General features: G+C 71.6%; 16 protein-coding genes. 11 read left to right on the top strand and 5 right to left on the bottom strand.

The window, feature by feature from the left end:
* The first annotated feature begins 232 nt into the window (after nt 1–232).
* The 3 genes from IEY91_RS06125 (at nt 233) to IEY91_RS06115 (ending at nt 3,131) form a co-directional block, all read left to right on the top strand.
* Nucleotides 233–1,009, top strand: a complete 777-nt coding sequence (locus tag IEY91_RS06125; protein ID WP_164328144.1) for an SAM-dependent methyltransferase — start codon at nt 233–235, stop codon at nt 1,007–1,009.
* 117 nt (nt 1,010–1,126) lie between these two features.
* A complete protein-coding gene (locus IEY91_RS06120) occupies nt 1,127–2,071 on the top strand; it encodes an aminoglycoside phosphotransferase family protein (RefSeq protein WP_189173166.1) in 945 nt (314 codons plus the stop codon).
* Between the two features lie 64 nt (nt 2,072–2,135).
* The gene (locus IEY91_RS06115) at nt 2,136–3,131 is read left to right on the top strand and encodes a TAXI family TRAP transporter solute-binding subunit (RefSeq protein WP_164319767.1); all 996 of its coding nucleotides are present in this window, start codon (nt 2,136–2,138) and stop codon (nt 3,129–3,131) included.
* A gap of 24 nt (nt 3,132–3,155) precedes the next feature.
* Here the strand turns inward: IEY91_RS06115 and IEY91_RS06110 are convergent, their stop codons facing one another.
* Together IEY91_RS06110 and IEY91_RS06105 are read right to left on the bottom strand one after the other, a co-directional pair.
* A complete protein-coding gene (locus IEY91_RS06110; RefSeq protein WP_189173165.1) occupies nt 3,156–4,595 on the bottom strand; it encodes a sensor histidine kinase in 1,440 nt (479 codons plus the stop codon).
* A gap of 9 nt (nt 4,596–4,604) precedes the next feature.
* Complete coding sequence (locus tag IEY91_RS06105) at nt 4,605–5,294, bottom strand: response regulator transcription factor (protein ID WP_164319773.1); 690 nt, start codon at nt 5,292–5,294, stop codon at nt 4,605–4,607.
* A 361-nt stretch (nt 5,295–5,655) separates the two neighbouring features.
* On the opposite strand from IEY91_RS06105, the gene IEY91_RS06100 reads away from it, so the two are divergent.
* The 8 genes from IEY91_RS06100 (at nt 5,656) to IEY91_RS06070 (ending at nt 12,397) form a co-directional block, all read left to right on the top strand.
* Complete coding sequence (locus IEY91_RS06100) at nt 5,656–6,432, top strand: amino acid ABC transporter ATP-binding protein (RefSeq protein ID WP_164319775.1); 777 nt, start codon at nt 5,656–5,658, stop codon at nt 6,430–6,432.
* 46 nt (nt 6,433–6,478) lie between these two features.
* Nucleotides 6,479–7,399, top strand: coding sequence for a glutamate ABC transporter substrate-binding protein (locus tag IEY91_RS06095; protein ID WP_164319778.1), 921 nt, complete (start codon nt 6,479–6,481; stop codon nt 7,397–7,399).
* A 177-nt stretch (nt 7,400–7,576) separates the two neighbouring features.
* Nucleotides 7,577–8,224, top strand: coding sequence for an amino acid ABC transporter permease (locus tag IEY91_RS06090; protein ID WP_164319780.1), 648 nt, complete (start codon nt 7,577–7,579; stop codon nt 8,222–8,224).
* Nucleotides 8,221–9,102 carry an amino acid ABC transporter permease gene (locus tag IEY91_RS06085; RefSeq protein WP_164319782.1) on the top strand — a complete coding sequence of 294 codons (882 nt, stop codon included), beginning with the start codon at nt 8,221–8,223 and terminating at the stop codon, nt 9,100–9,102. The genes IEY91_RS06090 and IEY91_RS06085 overlap by 4 nt, the downstream gene beginning before the upstream one ends.
* A gap of 241 nt (nt 9,103–9,343) precedes the next feature.
* Entirely contained in the window at nt 9,344–11,146 is a 1,803-nt protein-coding gene (locus IEY91_RS06080; protein WP_189173164.1) for an FAD-dependent monooxygenase, read from the top strand.
* Nucleotides 11,147–11,192: 46 nt separating this feature from the next.
* Nucleotides 11,193–11,279: a putative leader peptide gene (locus IEY91_RS42595; protein WP_346009348.1), complete on the top strand. Its 87-nt coding sequence runs from the start codon at nt 11,193–11,195 to the stop codon at nt 11,277–11,279.
* Between the two features lie 72 nt (nt 11,280–11,351).
* A complete protein-coding gene (locus IEY91_RS06075; RefSeq protein WP_164319788.1) occupies nt 11,352–11,927 on the top strand; it encodes a cupin domain-containing protein in 576 nt (191 codons plus the stop codon).
* Between the two features lie 14 nt (nt 11,928–11,941).
* Nucleotides 11,942–12,397 (top strand): rhodanese-like domain-containing protein, encoded by a 456-nt coding sequence (locus tag IEY91_RS06070; protein ID WP_229696792.1) that lies wholly within the window; start codon nt 11,942–11,944, stop codon nt 12,395–12,397.
* A gap of 113 nt (nt 12,398–12,510) precedes the next feature.
* Here IEY91_RS06070 and IEY91_RS06065 read toward each other — a convergent pair whose 3' ends face one another.
* The 3 genes from IEY91_RS06065 to recX all read right to left on the bottom strand — a co-directional run bounded on the left by IEY91_RS06065 (nt 12,511) and on the right by recX (nt 16,732).
* Nucleotides 12,511–15,069: an FtsX-like permease family protein gene (locus IEY91_RS06065; RefSeq protein WP_189173163.1), complete on the bottom strand. Its 2,559-nt coding sequence runs from the start codon at nt 15,067–15,069 to the stop codon at nt 12,511–12,513.
* Nucleotides 15,066–15,680 carry a winged helix-turn-helix domain-containing protein gene (locus IEY91_RS06060; protein WP_189173162.1) on the bottom strand — a complete coding sequence of 205 codons (615 nt, stop codon included), beginning with the start codon at nt 15,678–15,680 and terminating at the stop codon, nt 15,066–15,068. Before IEY91_RS06060 ends, IEY91_RS06065 begins: the two co-directional genes overlap by 4 nt.
* A gap of 254 nt (nt 15,681–15,934) precedes the next feature.
* On the bottom strand, nt 15,935–16,732 hold the full coding sequence (gene recX / locus IEY91_RS06055; protein WP_164319792.1) for a recombination regulator RecX: 798 nt from the start codon (nt 16,730–16,732) through the stop codon (nt 15,935–15,937).
* Between the last annotated feature and the right edge of the window lies 1 nt (nt 16,733).

The raw sequence follows: 16,733 nt of genomic DNA, 5'->3' as shown, positions 1-16,733 counted from the left end.
CTAGATTGCCTGTTGGCACACACGTGGCCCGTCGGCACACCGACGGCCGTCTGACGGCGCTCCAGCAGCCGCCCGTCGGCATCTCACCGGCCTCACGCGTCACGCCACCACCGTCACAAGCCAACACGTCGCGCCAGGAGGCGATCACGTGACCGCGAGCCCTTCCCCGCAGGAGCCGCAGGCCCCGCAGGAGCCCTCCCCGCAGGACGCGGCCGACGCCGTACGGAGCCGGATCAACACCGCGCAGCCGCACACGGCCCGCATCTGGAACTACTGGCTGGGCGGCAAGGACAACTACGCGGTCGACCGTGAGGCGGGCGACGCCATCCGCGGGCTGCACCCGGGAATCGGCGACTACGCGCGCGCGGACCGACTGTTCCTCGGCCGCGCGGTGCGGCATCTGGTGGCGGACCGCGGCGTACGCCAGTTCCTCGACATCGGCACCGGGCTGCCGACCGCCGACAACACCCACGAGGTGGCCCAGCGCATCGCTCCGGAGTCACGCGTCGTCTACGTAGACAACGATCCGTTGGTCCTCACCCACGCGCGGGCCCTCCTCACCAGTTCCCCCGAGGGGCAGACGGACTACCTGGACGCCGACATGCGTGACGTCGAGTCCGTCCTCGAACACGCCTCCCAGACGCTGGACTTCAACCGTCCGGTCGCGTTGATGCTCCTGGGGGTGGTCATTTTCATCGAGGACGACCAGGAGGCCCTCGGTCTCGTACGCCGTCTCATGGACGCGCTGCCCTCCGGGAGCCACCTGGTGCTCTCGCACACCGTCACCAGTCCGAAGATGCCCGACGTGGACGCGGCGGTCGCCTTCTGGAACGAGCACGGCACCCCGAAGCTGACGCAGCGCACCCCCGAGAAGGTGGCCCGGTTCTTCGACGGCCTCGAACTCCTTGAGCCCGGCGTGGTGTCCTGCTCGCGGTGGCGTCCGGAAGAGGCGGGCGACGGCGAGCCGGACGAGGTGGCGATGTTCGGCGGGGTGGCGCGCAAGCGCTGAGCCGCGGGCGGCGGGCCGGACGCGCGCCCAAGGACACCAGGACACCGCGAGGACACCGCGGCGGGCCCGCGCGGAATTCGCTTTCGCCCGGCCCGTGCACACACCAACAATGCCCGCATGCAGACTTCGAACGAGTCCCTCACCTGCGGCAAGCTGCACGAGGGTGAGCCGGACATCGACGTGCCGCTCGTGCGCGAACTGATCGCCGCCCAGTTCCCGCGGTGGAGCCACCTGCCCGTCGAGCCGTTCGCCTCGTCCGGGACGGTGAACTCAGTGTTCCGGCTCGGCGACGACATGACCGTACGGCTCCCCCGCACCGCCGGCGGCGCCGAGGACGTGGCCATGGAGAGCCGCTGGCTGCCCTGGCTGGCGCCGCGGGTCCCGGTGGCCGTGCCGAGCGTGCTCGGCCGCGGTGAGCCCGGCCAGGGGTATCCCTGGGCGTGGTCCGTCCACCGCTGGCTGGACGGCGAGAACCCGGTCGCCGGCGCCGTCACCGCGCCCCGGGCGCTGGCCGAGGACCTGGCCGCCTTCGTCACGGCGCTGCGCCGCGCCGACGCCACGGGCGGGCCGGCCGCCTACCGCGGGGGTCCGCTGGCGGCGGACGACGACGAGACGCGGGCGGCGATCGCCGACCTGCGCTCGATGCCGGCGGACGCCGTGGATCTCGACGTCGACTGCGACGCCGCCACCGCAGCCTGGGACGCGGCCCTCCGCGCCCCCGCCTGGGACGGCCCGCCCGTCTGGGTCCACTCCGACCTCATGCCGGGCAACCTCCTCGTCCGCGACGGCCGCCTCAGCGCGGTGATCGACTTCGGCACCGCAGGCGTGGGCGACCCGGCCTGCGACCTGATCGTCGCGTGGAACCTGCTCCCCGCCGACGTACGCGAGTCGTTCCGCGCCGCGCTCGGGGCCGACGACGCGACCTGGGCACGCGGGCGCGGCTGGGCGCTTTCGATGGCCCTCATCCAGCTCCCGTACTACGCGGTGACGAACCCGGTGCTCGCCGCCAACGCGCGCCATGTGATCCGCGAGGTCCTCGCCGACCACGCCTGCGGGACCTGACGGCCGCCCGGGCCCGGGGGCCGACCCTGGCCAGCACGCTGCGCGAGGTGGCAGGATCGCGCCCATGTTCGCGGCCCTGCCCCACCTCAGCCGGCGCCGGGCCCTGCAGGGCTCGGCCGCCGCCTTCGTGGTGTGCGGGCTGCTCCTGTGGTGGCTGCTGCCGGTGGGCGGGAGTTCGCCGGAGGGACGGATGACCTTCAGTACGGGTGTGAAGGGCGCCGTCTACGAGACATACGGCAAGCTGCTGCGCAACGCCGCGGCCAAGGACATGCCGGACCTCGACATCGAGCTGATCAACAGCCAGGGGTCGCAGCAGAACGTCGAGCGGGTGGCCACAGGGAAGGCCGACTTCACCATCGCGGCGGCCGACGCCGTGGAGAAGTACCGCCTCGACGGCCGGCCGGGCGCGGACCGGCTGCGGGGCTGCGCGCGGCTCTACGACGACTATGTGCAGCTCGTCGTGCGGCGCTCGTCCGGGATCCATGAGGCGCGGGACCTACGCGGCAAGCGCGTCGCCGTGGGGCAGCCGCGCTCGGGCGTGCGGCTGATCGCGGACCGGGTGCTCAAGGCCGCCGGGCTGCGCCTGGACAAGGACGTGACGGCGCTGCCCTCGGGCATAGACACCGCGCCGGAACTGCTGCGGCGTGGCGAGATCGACGCGTTCTTCTGGTCGGGCGGGCTGCCCACGACCTCCGTGCGCGAGCTGTCCGAGGGCCTCGCCATCCGCCTCGTACCGCTCGGCGACCTCGTCGACGCGCTGCACAAGCTGGGCGGCGCGTCCCGCTACTACCGCGCGGCCGTCATGCCGGCCGACGCCTACCCGCGGGCCCAGCAGAACGCGGCCGTCCCGACGCTGGCCGTGGCGAACCTCCTGGTGACCACCGACCGCGCCGACCCGGAGCTCACCGAGGGCCTGACCCGGACGGTGATCGACAGCCGGGACCACATCGGCCTGCGCGTGCACGCGGCCCAGCTCGTGGACCTGCGCACCGCCCTGTACACCGACCCGCTGGCCCTGCACGAGGGCGCGCGGCGCTACTACCGCTCGGTCAAGCCCTGACCCACCCCCCGGTCAAGCTCTGACCTACCGCTCGGTCAAGCCCTGACCCACGGGCGCCTGCCGCGGGATGCCCACCGTCACCTTCAGGCCGTGCGGTTCATGGCGCTCGTACGCCATCGTGCCGCCGCCCGCCGCGAGCAGCGCGCGTGAGATCGACAGGCCGAGGCCGGATCCCTTGACGTTCTGGTGGCGGTTGCTGCGCCAGAAGCGGTCGCCGACGCGGGACAGCTCGTCGTCCGTGAGTCCGGGGCCGCCGTCGGTGACGACGACCGTGGTGGTCGAGTCGGCGGCGGCGACCCGCACCCGCACTTCCTCTCCCTCCGGTGTGAACTTCAAGGCGTTGTCGATCACCGCGTCCAGGGCGCTGGACAGGGCGATCGGGTCGGCCCAGCCCGTCGTCGCCGGGCACTGCCCGGCCAGCCGCACGCCCCGCTCGGCGGCGAGCGGGCGCCAGGCGGCGACGCGCTCGGCCGCCAGCTCACCGATGTCGGTGAGCCGCAGATCCGCCGCCGCGTGTTCCGCGAGCGCCAGGTCGAGCAGGTCGTCGAGGACCTGCGCGAGGCGCTTGCCTTCGGTGCGCACCGAGGCGATCTCCTCGTTGTCCTCGGGCAGTTCGAGGGCCAGGAGCTCGATGCGGAGCAGCAGGGCGGACAGCGGATTGCGCAGTTGGTGCGAGGCGTCGGCGACGAAGGCGCGCTGCTGCTCGAGGACGTCTTCGACGTTGTCGGCCATCTCGTTGAACGACCGGGCCAGGCGCCTGAGTTCCGGGGGTCCGCCGGCGGCCGCGACGCGGGAGGCGAGGCGTCCGGTGGCGATGTCGTGGGTGGTGGCGTCCAGGACCCGCACCGGGCGCAGGACCCAGCCGGTGAGGCGCAGCGCGGCGCCGACGGCGAGGAGCATCGCGGCCGACTCGCCCGCGCCGATGAGCAGCCAGCCGTGCAGCGTCTTCGCGCGCATGCGCCCGGTCGGCGAGTCGGTGACGACGACCGCCACGACGTCGCCGTCACGGATCACCGGTGAGGCGACGACGATCCGCCCGCCCTCGTTCCAGGGCCACACCTGGGGCGGGTTGTGGCTGCCGCGGGAGCGCAGGGCCTCTTCGAAGGCTTCGAAGGCGTCGCTCACGTCGCCGCTGCCGGGGGTCAGGAACCAGTCGCTGGGGGCGTGCGCCATGGGGAAGCGGTCGCGGAAGAAGACGCCCGCCTTGATGCCGTACACCTCGTGGTAGTAGTCGAGTTCCTTCTGAAGGGTCTCGCGCCGCTCGTCCTTCTCGCGCACGCGGGAGCCGCTGGGGCGCTGGGTGACGAACTGCGCGAGCGCGGCGAAGCGCGCCGTGTCGTCGATGCGGTCGACGACCACCTTCTGCTGCTGCGCCGACGCCACGCTGACCGCGAGCGGGAAGCCCAGGGCGAGCAGCACGCCGGCCATCAGGACGATGAGGAGCGGCAGGAGGCGGGCGCGCACCTGTGCCCGCTACGACGCCGGGGCGACGAGCCGGTAGCCGACTCCGCGCACCGTCTCGATCAGGGCGGGCATGTGCAGCTTGGCGCGCAGGGACGCCACGTGCACCTCCAGCGTGCGCCCCGTGCCCTCCCAACTGGTGCGCCACACCTCGCTGATGATCTGCTCCCGGCGGAAGACGACCCCGGGCCGCTGGGCGAGGAGCGCGAGCAGGTCGAACTCCTTGCGGGTCAGCTGGACCACGGTGCCGTCCACGCTGACCTGGCGGGTGGGCAGTTCGATGCGGACGCGGCCGAGCCGCAGCTCGGTCTCGGCGGGCGTCTGGGCCCCGTCGGCGACGGGGCGCCGGATGACCGCGTGGATGCGGGCGATGAGTTCCCCGGTGTCGTACGGCTTCACTACGTAGTCGTCGGCTCCGAGGTTCAGGCCGTGGATGCGGGAGCGTACGTCCGCGCGGGCGGTGACCATGATGACCGGGGTCGAGGTGCGCTTGCGGATCTTTCCGCAGACCTCGTAGCCGTCCTGGTCGGGCAGGCCGAGGTCGAGGAGTACGACTCCGTAGGGTGCCGCTTCGCAGGGCAGCAGGGCCTGGAGTGCCTCCTCGCCGCTGCGGGCGTGAGTGACGGCGAAGCCGTGCCGGGCCAGGATCGCGGACAGGGCGGCGGCCACGTGGTCGTCGTCCTCGACGAGCAGCAGTCTCATGCGGTCCCCCTCCAGCCCATTGGCCCCCCTGCGGTTCATCGGTCGTTCCGTTCCCGCTCAAGCGGTGCTTCGCACGTGTTCGCGACTGCCCGGCACGCGCGCGCACGCGCGGTTCTCAACGGTGTGCGGACGCGTGTGTACGCACCATGGCATCCACTCCGATGGATAAGGACCGCGTCAAGGCCCTTCGGGTCACGGACACGTTCCGTTATGCACCCGGTACGCAGCCGGGTCGCCCTCTTCACACGGTGTGTCCGGTTGCGGCCGGATCGTTATGCTCAATTTCCCCTCAGATGTAATGACGCTGGTCGCACCGGGTTACTACTGTCCTCCCAACCCGAGGAGGATGGAGCAACAAGCCGTGACCGAAGTATCGGTGACCAAGGACGCCAAGCCCGCGGCGGACGACCTTGTCGTGCTGAAGGGTGTCAACAAGCACTTCGGCGCCCTGCACGTCCTCCAGGACATCGACCTGACGATCGCCCGTGGCGAGGTCGTCGTCGTGATCGGCCCCTCCGGGTCGGGCAAGTCGACGCTGTGCCGCACCATCAACCGCCTGGAGACCATCGATTCGGGAGCGATCTCGATCGACGGCAAGCCGCTGCCCCAGGAGGGCAAGGAGCTCGCCAGGCTCCGCGCGGACGTGGGCATGGTCTTCCAGTCCTTCAACCTCTTCGCGCACAAGACCGTGCTCGAGAACGTGATGCTGGGCCAGGTCAAGGTGCGCAAGACCGCCAAGGCCGAGGCGGAGCAGAAGGCGCGCGAACTGCTCGACCGGGTGGGCGTCGGCTCGCAGGCCGACAAGTACCCGGCGCAGCTCTCCGGCGGCCAGCAGCAACGCGTCGCCATCGCCCGCGCGTTGGCGATGGGCCCCAAGGTGATGCTGTTCGACGAGCCCACGTCGGCGCTCGACCCCGAGATGATCAACGAGGTTCTCGAGGTCATGCAGCAGCTCGCCCGCGACGGCATGACCATGGTGGTCGTCACGCACGAGATGGGCTTCGCCCGGTCGGCGGCCAATCGCGTCGTCTTCATGGCGGACGGCCGGATCGTCGAAGAGGCCGTGCCGGACCAGTTCTTCAGCAACCCGCGCAGCGACCGGGCCAAGGACTTCCTGTCGAAGATCCTTAAACACTGAGGCCTCACACCGTCTCAACGCCAGCCGAAACAAAGGATGTTCACTCATGAAGCTCCGTAAGTCCGCTGCCGTCGCAGCGGCCATCGCTGCGCTGTCGCTGACCGCCACCGCCTGCGGCGGCAAGGAGGGATCCGCCGGCGACAAGCCTGAGGGCCCCGCCAAGTCCGGCGGCAAGGAACTCAGCTACACGGTCAAGAAGGACGTCTCGGTCGACTCCTCGGTCTTCAAGGCGGCCAAGAAGCGCGGCAAGTTGATCATCGGCGCCAAGGCCGACCAGCCGTACCTGGGCTTCGAGGACCAGTCCACGAAGGAGCGCTCGGGCTTCGACATCGAGATCGCCAAGATGGTCGCCGCCGACCTCGGCTTCTCCCCGAAGCAGATCGAGTGGAAGACCGTCGACTCCGGCGCCCGCGAGACCGCGGTCTCCAAGGGCGACGTCGACCTCATGATCGGTACGTACACGATCAACGACGAGCGCAAGAAGCAGATCGACTTCGCGGGCCCGTACTTCCACGCCGGTGCCTCGCTGCTCGTCCGCAAGGACGAGAAGGACATCAAGGGCCCGGAGTCCGTGCGCGGCAAGAAGGTCTGCTCGATCGTCGGCTCCACGCCGCTGCAGAACATCAAGAAGCCGAAGTACGGCGCCAAGGTGACCGAGCTCTCGAAGTACTCGGAGTGCGTCGCCCAGATGCTGAACAACCAGGTCGACGCCGTCACCACGGACGACGCGATCCTGATGGGCTACGCCGCGCAGAACAAGGGCAAGCTCAAGGTCGTCGGCAAGCCCTTCTCGGACGAGCCGTACGGCGTCGGCCTGAAGAAGGGTGACACCACCCTGCAGAAGGCCGTCGCGGACGCCATCAAGGCGCACCAGGAGAACGGCGACTACAAGAAGGCGTTCGACGCCACCATCGGCATCTCGGGCTCCGAGTACCAGGAGCCGCCGGCCTTCACCGACCCGAAGTAGTCCCGGACGTCCCGCTCCCCCCGCGCGAAGTCGCGGCCAGGAGCGGGACGTTCACTGTAAGCACCGAAGCCGGAATCGCTGTCGGACCCGTCGCGAAGACCTGCCGCCCCGCCGACGTCGACGGCCTGGGCCTGTCGTGAACCCTGCGACCCGTCGCGAACACCTCGCGGAGAATTCATGGACGTATTGCTCGACAACCTGTCGCTGTTCCGCGAAGGGTTTTACGGCACTGTCAAGTTGACCGTCGTCAGTGCGCTGGTGGCCATCGTGATCGGCGTCGTCATCGCCGGATGCCGTGTCTCGCCGGTGCTCCCGCTGCGCATATTCGGGACCGCCTGGGTCACCCTGCTGCGGAACACCCCGCTCACGCTGCTGTTCCTGGTGGCGTTCTTCGTCGTCCCGAAGGTCCTCTATCCGGACCTGGACTCCTTCGTACTCGCCGTGTGCGCCTGTGGTTTCTACACCTCGGCGTTCGTGGCCGAGGCGGTGCGCTCCGGCATCAACACGGTGTCGCTCGGCCAGGCGGAGGCGGCGCGGGCCATCGGCCTCACCTTCACGCAGACCATGCGGCTCGTCGTCCTGCCGCAGGCCACGCGCAACGTGGTGCCGCCGCTCTCCAGCATCTTCATCGCTCTGACCAAGAACACGGCCATCGCGGGCGCCTTCGACAACACCGACCTGTTCAATGTCTCGAAGACGCTGAGCAACGAGGGCTACGACATCGTGATGATCTTCGTCTGGATCACTCTCGCCTACCTGATCATCACGTACGCCATCAATGGTCTCTTCCGGGTCCTGGAGCACCGTTTGGAGGTCGCCCGATGAGTGCGAACGTCCTCTTCGACGCCCCGGGCCCCAAGGCCCGCGTCCGCAACATCATCTACACCGTCATCGGCAGCCTCGCCGTCATCGGCGGCATTGTCTGGATCATTCTGCGGCTGAATGACAAGGGCGAGTTCGACCCGGATCTGTGGGGCATCTTCAATTACTCCGGAATCCGGCAGAACATTCTGGATTCGCTGGTCGCCACCCTGAAGGTGTTCGCCCTCGCCGGTGTTCTCTCGCTGGTGTTCGCCGTGGTGCTGTGTGTGGCGCGGCTCTCCGAGCACCGTCCGGTGCGGTGGTTCGCCGTCGCCTTCATCGACCTCTTCCGGTCGATTCCGCTGCTCATCACGATCTTCGCGTTCTGGGTCGGCCTCGTCGGCGACATGGAGCCGTTCTGGGCGCTGGTGCTCGGCCTGACGATCTACAACGGGTGCGTGCAGGCGGAGGTCCTCCGCGCGGGCATCAACGCCGTGCCCACGGGCCAGAAGGAAGCCGCGTACGCGCTCGGCCTGCGCAAGACCCAGGTCATGGCCACGGTCCTGTTCCCGCAGGCCATCCGGTCCATGCTGCCGTCGATCATCAGCCAGCTCGTGGTGACCCTGAAGGACACCTCTCTCGGGTTCATGATCCTCTACCCCGAGCTGCTGCAGTCGGCCCGGCTCATCGCCAACAACACCCCGGTCAACGGCGTCTATCCGTTCGTCCAGACGGTCACCGTCTTCGGTGTCATCTACATTTCCCTCTGCATGATCCTTTCCGGCATCGCCACCTGGCTCGAGCGGCGCGGCCGTCGCGCGAAGACGGGCATCAAGGTGGCCGCCGCGGCCGAGCCCGCCGCGGTGGCGGAGATCGTCGACACGGCTCCGGACAAGAAGTAGTCAGGCTCAACCCGTAATGGCCCGCCGAGATTTCGGCGGGCCATTACGCGCTCTCCTGTAGTCGCCTTCCTTCCGGATGTGGCATGAGGAGTCACGAGGGGTTCTGTCCCCGAGCGTCCGGCTTGACGGGGTGCCACGCAGTCTGTTGCATACGTTCTGTGATCGTGCACCGGGCTCCAACTGCCATTTCCTGTACGTACGTCCAGCGCTCGCGGACAGTCCTGGCAGGAGGCCGCGCGCCGTGGACCCGGTGATCGTCGTCGGCGCGGGCCCCGTCGGCCTCACCCTCGCCCTGTCCCTCGCACGTCACTCCGTCCCCACCGTGGTCCTCGACGAGGGACCGGGCAAGGACGAGCAGCGGCCCGCGCGGACCGCCGTCCTGCGCGAGGACACCGCGGGGCTCGTCGAGCGGCTCGCCGGGCACTCCTTCGGCGACGTACACACCGGCGCGCGCTGGACCGGCTGGCGTTCGATGCGCAGGAAGCAGGTGGTGCGGGAGCTCACGTTCGGTGACGAACTGCCCTCTCCGCTGCACCTTCCCCAGCATGTGCTGACCGGCGCGCTGCGCGACGCCATCGCCGACGAACACCTCGTCAAGGTCGCGGTCGAGAGCAAGCTCGACGCCCTGGAACAGGACGCCTCCGGCCTCACCGCCCACACGCGCGGCCCGAAGGACACCTGGTGGCGCGGCAGCTACCTGGTGGGCTGCGACGGCCCCCGCTCGACCGTGCGCAAGCTGCTCGACGTCCGCTTCCCGGGGCGCACGGCCGTGGAGCGGCACGCGGTCGCCGCGCTGCGTACGGAACTTCCGTGGGCCGGTGAGGCGTTGTTGCATCGGAGCCCTCCTTGGCGCGACGCCGGTGCCGAGGTGACGGGGCGTCCGCTGGCCGACGGCGGCTGGCGGATCGACTGGCTCCTGCCGCCGCGCGGCGAGCTGGTGACGCCCGACGCCCTCGTGGCCCGCATCCGCGAGACCCTCGCCGGCTGGTGCGGCGGCACCACGCCGTCGTACGAACTGCTCGACACCGGCGTCCACACGGTCCACCACCGCCTCGCCCGCCGGTGGCGGGTCGGCCGCGCCTTCCTCGCCGGGGACGCCGCGCACCTCCTCGGCGCGCTGGGCACCCAGGGCCTCGACGAGGGGCTGCACGACGCGGACAACCTCGCCTGGAAGCTGGCACTCGCCTGGCACCACGGCCCGCGCCCCGCACTGCTCGACAGCTATCAGGCGGAGCGGCGCGCCGTGGTCGCCGCGCGGCTGCGCGCCGCCGATCAGGTGCTGCCGATGCTGCGCGGCGGCAAGGGGCTGCGTGCGTACGTCCCCGGCTCGGCGCGCAGCCAGGACGCGCTGCTCATGGACGGCCATGTCGGCAGCGGACAGCTGGGCACCCCCGCGACGTACGCCGACTCGCCGCTGGCGCCGGAGAGTTCGGACTCCGTGGTGCGCCTCGACACGGCGCCGGGCGGTCCGGTCACCGACGTGGGCGTGACGGCTCCGGACGGTTCCTTCGTACGGCTCCGGGACCGGCTCGGCCGCGGCCGGCTGCTCGTCGTGCTCGTGGCGCCGGGCACCGTCGTGTGGGAGCGGCGGCACTGGGTGACGGCGGGGGTCATGCCCCGGCTCGCCGCCGCGGTCGCCGCGCTCCCGCATCCCGCCGAACTCCTCGTCGCGGAGGCCTACCCGGGCGCCGCGGCGCACACGGTCCTTCTCGTACGCCCCGACGGCCATCTGGTCACCGCGCTCGGCGGGGTGCGTCCGGCGGAGCTGTACGCGGCCGCGGAGGCGGCGCTGGGGGTGGCCGCGGAGGCGCGGCGGCGGACGCCCGGCGGCGGACCGGAGGCGGATGGCGCGTCCACCGCTGGTGCCGACGGACCGTCCCGTTCTGCGTCCGCCGGCGGCCCGTCCGGTTCCGCTGCTGCCGACGGCACGTCCAGCTCCGCGGACTCCACCCCGAACAAGGCTCCGAAAGCCGCTCCGACCAGCGGAAAGGGAGACGCAGAAGCCCCTGGTGTCCCACCCGGAAGTGACCGACCGACCGGATGATGAACATGAGTTGACCGTCCTCCGGCTCCATGGTCTACTCCGGACCATGACCGACACCGCTGTTCGCCTGTGGCGGAGGGTCCATATGGACCTCGTCCGCTACGCGGGCTGCGTGTGTCGGCCGTCTTGCTGAATTCGCCATTTCCCCCTTTCTGCGCGCGCCGTGCGTCGGCGCGCACTTCCGCGAACTCACAGGACGGCCCTCATGTCTGCCTCCGTACCGGCTTCCGCGTCCGAACCGGCTTCCGCCGCCGTTCCGGGCCCCCCTCCCGTCCCGGCCAGGGCGTCCGCCCCCAGCTCCGCCGAGCTGCTCGACTTCGTACGCCGGGCCGCGGCCGACACCGACCTCATCGCCTCGCTGCCCCTTGATCCCGAGGGCCGCACCTGGGTGCGCCTGGAGGGCCCCGGCGGCAGCGAGGCCTGGCTGATCGGCTGGCCACCGGGCACCGGCACCGGCTGGCACGACCACGCCGAGTCGGTGGGCGCCTTCACCACCGCCGCGGGCACGCTCAAGGAGCACTCGCTGGCCGCCCGCCTGCCCACCGACGGCTGGAAGACCCTGGAACTCACCGAGGGCGTCGACCGCGAACGCCGCCTCGCCACCGGCCAGGGACGGGCGTTCGGCCGCAACCACGTGCACGAGGTGCTCAACGAGTCCCCGGCCGAACACGCCGTCTCCGTACACGCCTACTACCCGCCACTGCCGCAGATCCGCCGCTACAGCCGCACGGGCGACGTACTGCGCCTCGAACACGTCGAGCGTCCGGAGGACTGGCAGTGAGCGCGGGCAGGGAACTGAACGGCGTCCCCGGCGTGCCCGCGAAGGCGCCCGCCTCCGGCGAACCCCAATCCCCCGTAGGCATCGACGAGTTGCTGGAGCGGGTGCGGCGCGGGCTCGACCGGGTCACCCCGGAGCAGGCGTACGACATCGCGGAATCGGGCGGGCTGCTCGTCGACACCCGGTACGCGGCGCTGCGCGAGCGGGACGGCCTGATCCCCGGCGCCCTCGTCGTCGAGCGCAACGAACTGGAGTGGCGCCTCGACCCCCAGGGCAGCCACCGCGCGCCCGAGGCGGTCAGCCACGATCTGCGGGTCGTGGTGCTCTGCAACGAGGGCTACGCGTCGAGCCTCGCGGCCGCCTCCCTGCGGCAGCTGGGGCTGCGGCACGCGACGGACCTCATCGGCGGTTTCCAGGCGTGGAAGGCGGCGGGGCTGCCGGTGCGGGGCACGGGGCTGTCCGGGGCGGAGTGAGCGGGGCTGCCCTCGGCCGAGTGCGGAGTACGCGCCCGTAGGCGCTCGCTCAGGGGGCATGCGGTAAGGGGCGCCCACTATTGCGGGACGCCCCTTACCGTGCGTACGGCCGCCTACTCCTTGGCCGTCGCCACGGTGACGGGACGGGGCTTGAGGGCGGCGCGGCCGGGGATGGCCGTCGCCGCCAGGGCGAGTAGTCCGGCGACGGCGACCACGGCGGCGTACGCGAGGGGCATGACCGCCGGTGCCGCGCTGCCGGTCATGCCGATGCTGAAGCCGGTCAGGACGGCGAGCGCGATGCCGCTGCCGAGGGCCGTCGCGAGGAGCAGGACGGCCAGCGCCTCGGTGCGCAGCATCCGCAGGACCTGGCGGCGTGTGGCACCCGCGAGGCGGAGCAGCGCGAACTCCCGGACGCGTTCGGAGACCGACATGGCGAGCGTGTTGACGACGGCGATCGCGGTGAAGGCCAGGACCAGACCCATGGCCACGTAGTTCACCTCGGCGTTCTCCTGCCCGCGCTCGGCCTGGAGGTCGCCGACAGCGGAGGGTGACGAGACGCGTACGTTCGGGAACTTCGTGAGGGCCGCCGAGAGTTGGTCCTTCGTACGGTCGGTCTTGACGAGGACCGTGGCGGCGAGCGGGTTGTCGACGTGGCGGGCAACCAGGTCGTGCGCCATGGTCAGATCGCCGAAGCCGAGCCCGCGCGCGTAGACGGCGGTGACCTTGAGGGTCGTCGGGGTGCCGTCGCCGAGCGTGAGCTTGAGGCTGCTTCCCGGCTTCAAGTGGAGCTGGTCGGCGGCGACTTCGCTGATCGCGACGTCACCCGCGCCGAAGGACGTCAGTGAGCCCGCGGTGACGTCCGGGTCCCAGGTGCGGCTGAGCCCTGCCGGGGTCACGCCCTGCGCGGGGTACTTGTCGAGGCCGACGCGCACGGTCGTGCGGACGACCTCGGTGACGGCGTCGACGCCTTCGGCCGCCCGGAGCTGCCGCGCGGCCTGCTCCGGCACGCCGGGACCCCGCGCGGCCAGGGTCCAGTCCGCGCGGACGCCGTCGCGGGCCTGGTCACGGGCGGCGGCGCCGAGCGTGGGCTGGACGAAGAGGACGGTGCAGGTCATGCCGATGAGGAGGACGAGGGGGGTGACAACGGCGGCCATGCGGGCCGCGTTGCCGCGGAGATTGGCGTGCGCGAGACGGCCGCCGGGGCCGGTCAGGCGCAGCGGGCGGGCGAGCAGGGCGGCGGTCGCCTTGACGAGGAGCGGACCGAGCAGGGAGACGGAGGTGGCAAGGACGACAACCGCCAGGAAGGTCACGGGAGTCGAGGCGGGCTCGGTGCGCAGGGCGCCGAGGACGGCGACGAGGACGACGCCTCCGGCGAGGAGGGCGAGACCGGCGCCGATCCGGGCCCAGCCGGGCCGGGCGGGCTCGACGCGCGACTCCGCGAGGGCCTCGCCCGGACGGATCCGCGCGATGCGGCGCGCGGAGAGGCGGGCGGCCGCCCACGCGCCCAGGAGCGTCGCGGCGACGGCGACGAGCGGCGGGACGACGCCGACGACCCGGTCGAGCGTCGCGGGGACGGCGCCCCGCGCCACGAACTCGTCGTACAGCAGCGCCCCGAGCGGGATCCCGGCGAGCGCGCCGAGCACTCCCGCGGCCGCTCCGACGATGAGTGCCTCGCGGCCGAGCAGCTTGCGGATCTGCTTCGGGCTCGCGGCGATGGCACGCAGCAGGGCCAGTTCGCGGTGGCGCTGCTGGACGGAGAGCGCGAAAGTGCCGACGACGACAAGGATGGCCACGAGCAGCGAGGTGCCGCCCATCGCGCCGCCGATGCTGACGAGCTTCACCCGGGCGCCCGCGGCGTCGAGGAACTCCACCGGCCCGCGGTCCCCACCGGTGCTGACCTGAGCCGTCGTCCCGGAGAGCGCCTTCTTGACCGCCGCCTTGAGCTCGCCGGCGGACACACCCTTGGCGGGCGTGACGCCCACGGCGGTGACCTTGCCGGGGTGGGCTGCGAGGCGCTCGGCCTCCTGGGCGGAGAAGAAGAGTGAGGTCTGGTGCGCGAGGGCGCCGCCGCTTCCGGCGCCCTGGCCGGGGGCGGCGATACCCGTCACCCGGTACGTGCGCGGGGCTTGCGTGGACTGCACGGTGAGTCGGTCGCCGGGCTCAAGTCCGGCGCGGTCGGCGAGGCCGCGGTCGACGACGAGGTCGGCGGCGGCGTGCGGGGCCCGGCCGTCGACCAGTCGGAAGGGCGTGAGGGCGGCCGACGTCCAGGCGTGTCCGTACGTGGGGCGGCTCGCGTCCACGGCCCCGGCGGGCGTCAACGGCTGTGCCAGGAAGGTGAGTTCGGGAACCACCTCGCCGGCTCCGGGGGCGTCCTTGAGGCGTTGTGTGATGCCGCTCGGCAGCCAGGCCCGCTCGGCGATCGGCTTGGCCTTGTGCTTGACCTTGGTCTTGCCCTTCTTGTGCTTGACCGTCGTCCGATGCACGTTCTGGTCCCCGGAGACGATCACGGGTGCGGCCGCGTAGCGCTCGGTGTGGATGGTGCCGCGCAGGCCGGTCTCCAGGAGCGTGCCGCAGGCCGTGATGAGCGCGGCGGCGCACATCAACGCGACGAAGGCGCCCAGGAAGCCGCCCTTGCGGTCCCGGATTGTCTGCAGTGCGTAGCGCAGCATCATGACGTCTCGGTCTCTTTTCGGTTGTCTGCGGCGGCTTCGTCGGGCGCCGGGGCCGGGGTCGGGGTCGGGAAGGCCAGGAAGCGGGTGAGCACCGTGCGCGCGCCGGGCGGGGTGTCTGCGTCGGAGCGCTTGTAGCGGTTGAGGAGCGCGATGTACTCCTCGAAGAACTCGCGGAGTTCGGGCACGGTCAGCCGCATCGTGCCGCGCGAGTACGGGAAGGCGTCGGCCCATTCGCCCGCCTCTGCGCCGCCGGTCTCCTGCTGGAGCCGCTCGAAGAGTTCGAGGTCGGCGGCGTACGCGTGGTGGTTCAACTCGTCCATGACGAGCCGCGTTTCGGCGCTCTGCCGACTGCGCGGCGGGAACCGCCGGTCCCCCGGGACCAGACGCCACCAGCGCTCACGGCCGTGCCCGGAGCCGGGTGCCCCTTCCACGAAGCCGTATCGGGCGAGCTCGCGGAGGTGGTAGCTGGTGGCCCCGGTGTTCAGCCCGAGTGCTCGCGCCAGCGTCGCGGAGGTGGCGGGCCCGTGCACGGTGAGGTGCTGCAGCATCTGCTGCCGCCGCGGCTGCGCGAGCGCCTTGAGTGCGCGGAGGTCGTTCAACTCCTGGGGCACGGGCGGGAGGCTGTCGCCTGTGTCGCCCTCGGGGGCGCTGGCAGTGGGCGCATCGGTCGTGGGCGCACCAGCCGCGCAGGCACCGCCCGCGCAGGTCACACCAGTCACGCCAGTCGCGGCGCCGTCGTCAGTCGTGCTCTCGTCCTGAGCCATGCGTACACAGTCGTCTGTGCACAGGGTCCTGTGCACTGCGGCGACCAGGCATCCTCAGGGTGGGGTTAGCCCTACCCCCGAGGGTCCGAGGGGTGTCTCGCTCAGAACCCCTCGTACCCCAGCTCCTCCGTGTCCCCTCCCTCTTCCCCCTCTTCCTCCAGTGCCTGCCGCACCACTCGGAGCGCCATGCCCTCCGAGTACCCCTTGCGGGCGAGCATGCCCGCGAGGCGGCGCAGCCTCTTGTCGCGGTCGAGGCCGCGGGTGGAGCGCAGCTTGCGGGCGACGAGCTCACGGGCGGTGGCCTCTTCCTGCTCCGGGTCCAGCTGCCCGACGGCCTCGTCGATCACCGCCGAGTCCACGCCCTTGGTGCGCAGCTCGCGCGCGAGCGCCCGCCTGGCCAGGCCCCGGCCGTGGTGCCGGGACTCGACCCAGGCGTCCGCGAAGGCCTCGTCGTTGATCAGGCCGACCTCTTCGAAGCGGGAGAGCACTTCTTCCGCCACGTCCTCGGGGATCTCCCGCTTGTGCAGCGCGTCGGCCAGTTGCTTGCGCGTGCGCGGTGTCCCGGTGAGCAGGCGCAGACAGATCGCCCGCGCCCGCTCGGCCGGGTCCCCCGCGTCCCCCGTGGGCGATTCCCCGTCCCCGGCCCTCGACGAGGACGGGGAACCGCGGTCCTGTTGGCCGCCGAAGCCGCCGCGCCGCCGACGGCCGCCCTTGCCACCCCTGCCGCCTCGGCCGCCGCCCCGCGGGCCGCCGCCTTCGCCGTCGCCAGAGGTCGCCGGGTCGGCGTCGTCCAGAGCGAAGCCGTCGCTCAGGGCGAAGCCGTCCGGGCCGACGGCATCGGAGCAGCCTCGCCCCGCGGGCCCGGCGGCGTGGTCCGCCCAGTCGGTTCGTCGCGTCACG

The sequence above is a fragment of the Streptomyces lasiicapitis genome (assembly GCF_014646335.1).
In the GTDB taxonomy this organism is placed as follows: Bacteria; Actinomycetota; Actinomycetes; order Streptomycetales; family Streptomycetaceae; genus Streptomyces; species Streptomyces lasiicapitis.
This window is presented reverse-complemented; position numbering and strand designations above follow the sequence as displayed.

Coding starts and splice junctions, on each gene's coding strand:
- IEY91_RS06115 (WP_164319767.1), top strand. CDS start 2,136: ATGTTCGCGGCCCTGCCCCACCTCAGCCGGCGCCGGGCCCTGCAGGGC.
- IEY91_RS06090 (WP_164319780.1), top strand. CDS start 7,577: ATGGACGTATTGCTCGACAACCTGTCGCTGTTCCGCGAAGGGTTTTAC.
- IEY91_RS06085 (WP_164319782.1), top strand. CDS start 8,221: ATGAGTGCGAACGTCCTCTTCGACGCCCCGGGCCCCAAGGCCCGCGTC.
- IEY91_RS06105 (WP_164319773.1), bottom strand. CDS start 5,294: ATGAGACTGCTGCTCGTCGAGGACGACGACCACGTGGCCGCCGCCCTG.
- IEY91_RS06075 (WP_164319788.1), top strand. CDS start 11,352: ATGTCTGCCTCCGTACCGGCTTCCGCGTCCGAACCGGCTTCCGCCGCC.
- IEY91_RS06120 (WP_189173166.1), top strand. CDS start 1,127: ATGCAGACTTCGAACGAGTCCCTCACCTGCGGCAAGCTGCACGAGGGT.
- IEY91_RS42595 (WP_346009348.1), top strand. CDS start 11,193: ATGACCGACACCGCTGTTCGCCTGTGGCGGAGGGTCCATATGGACCTC.
- IEY91_RS06065 (WP_189173163.1), bottom strand. CDS start 15,069: ATGATGCTGCGCTACGCACTGCAGACAATCCGGGACCGCAAGGGCGGC.
- IEY91_RS06095 (WP_164319778.1), top strand. CDS start 6,479: ATGAAGCTCCGTAAGTCCGCTGCCGTCGCAGCGGCCATCGCTGCGCTG.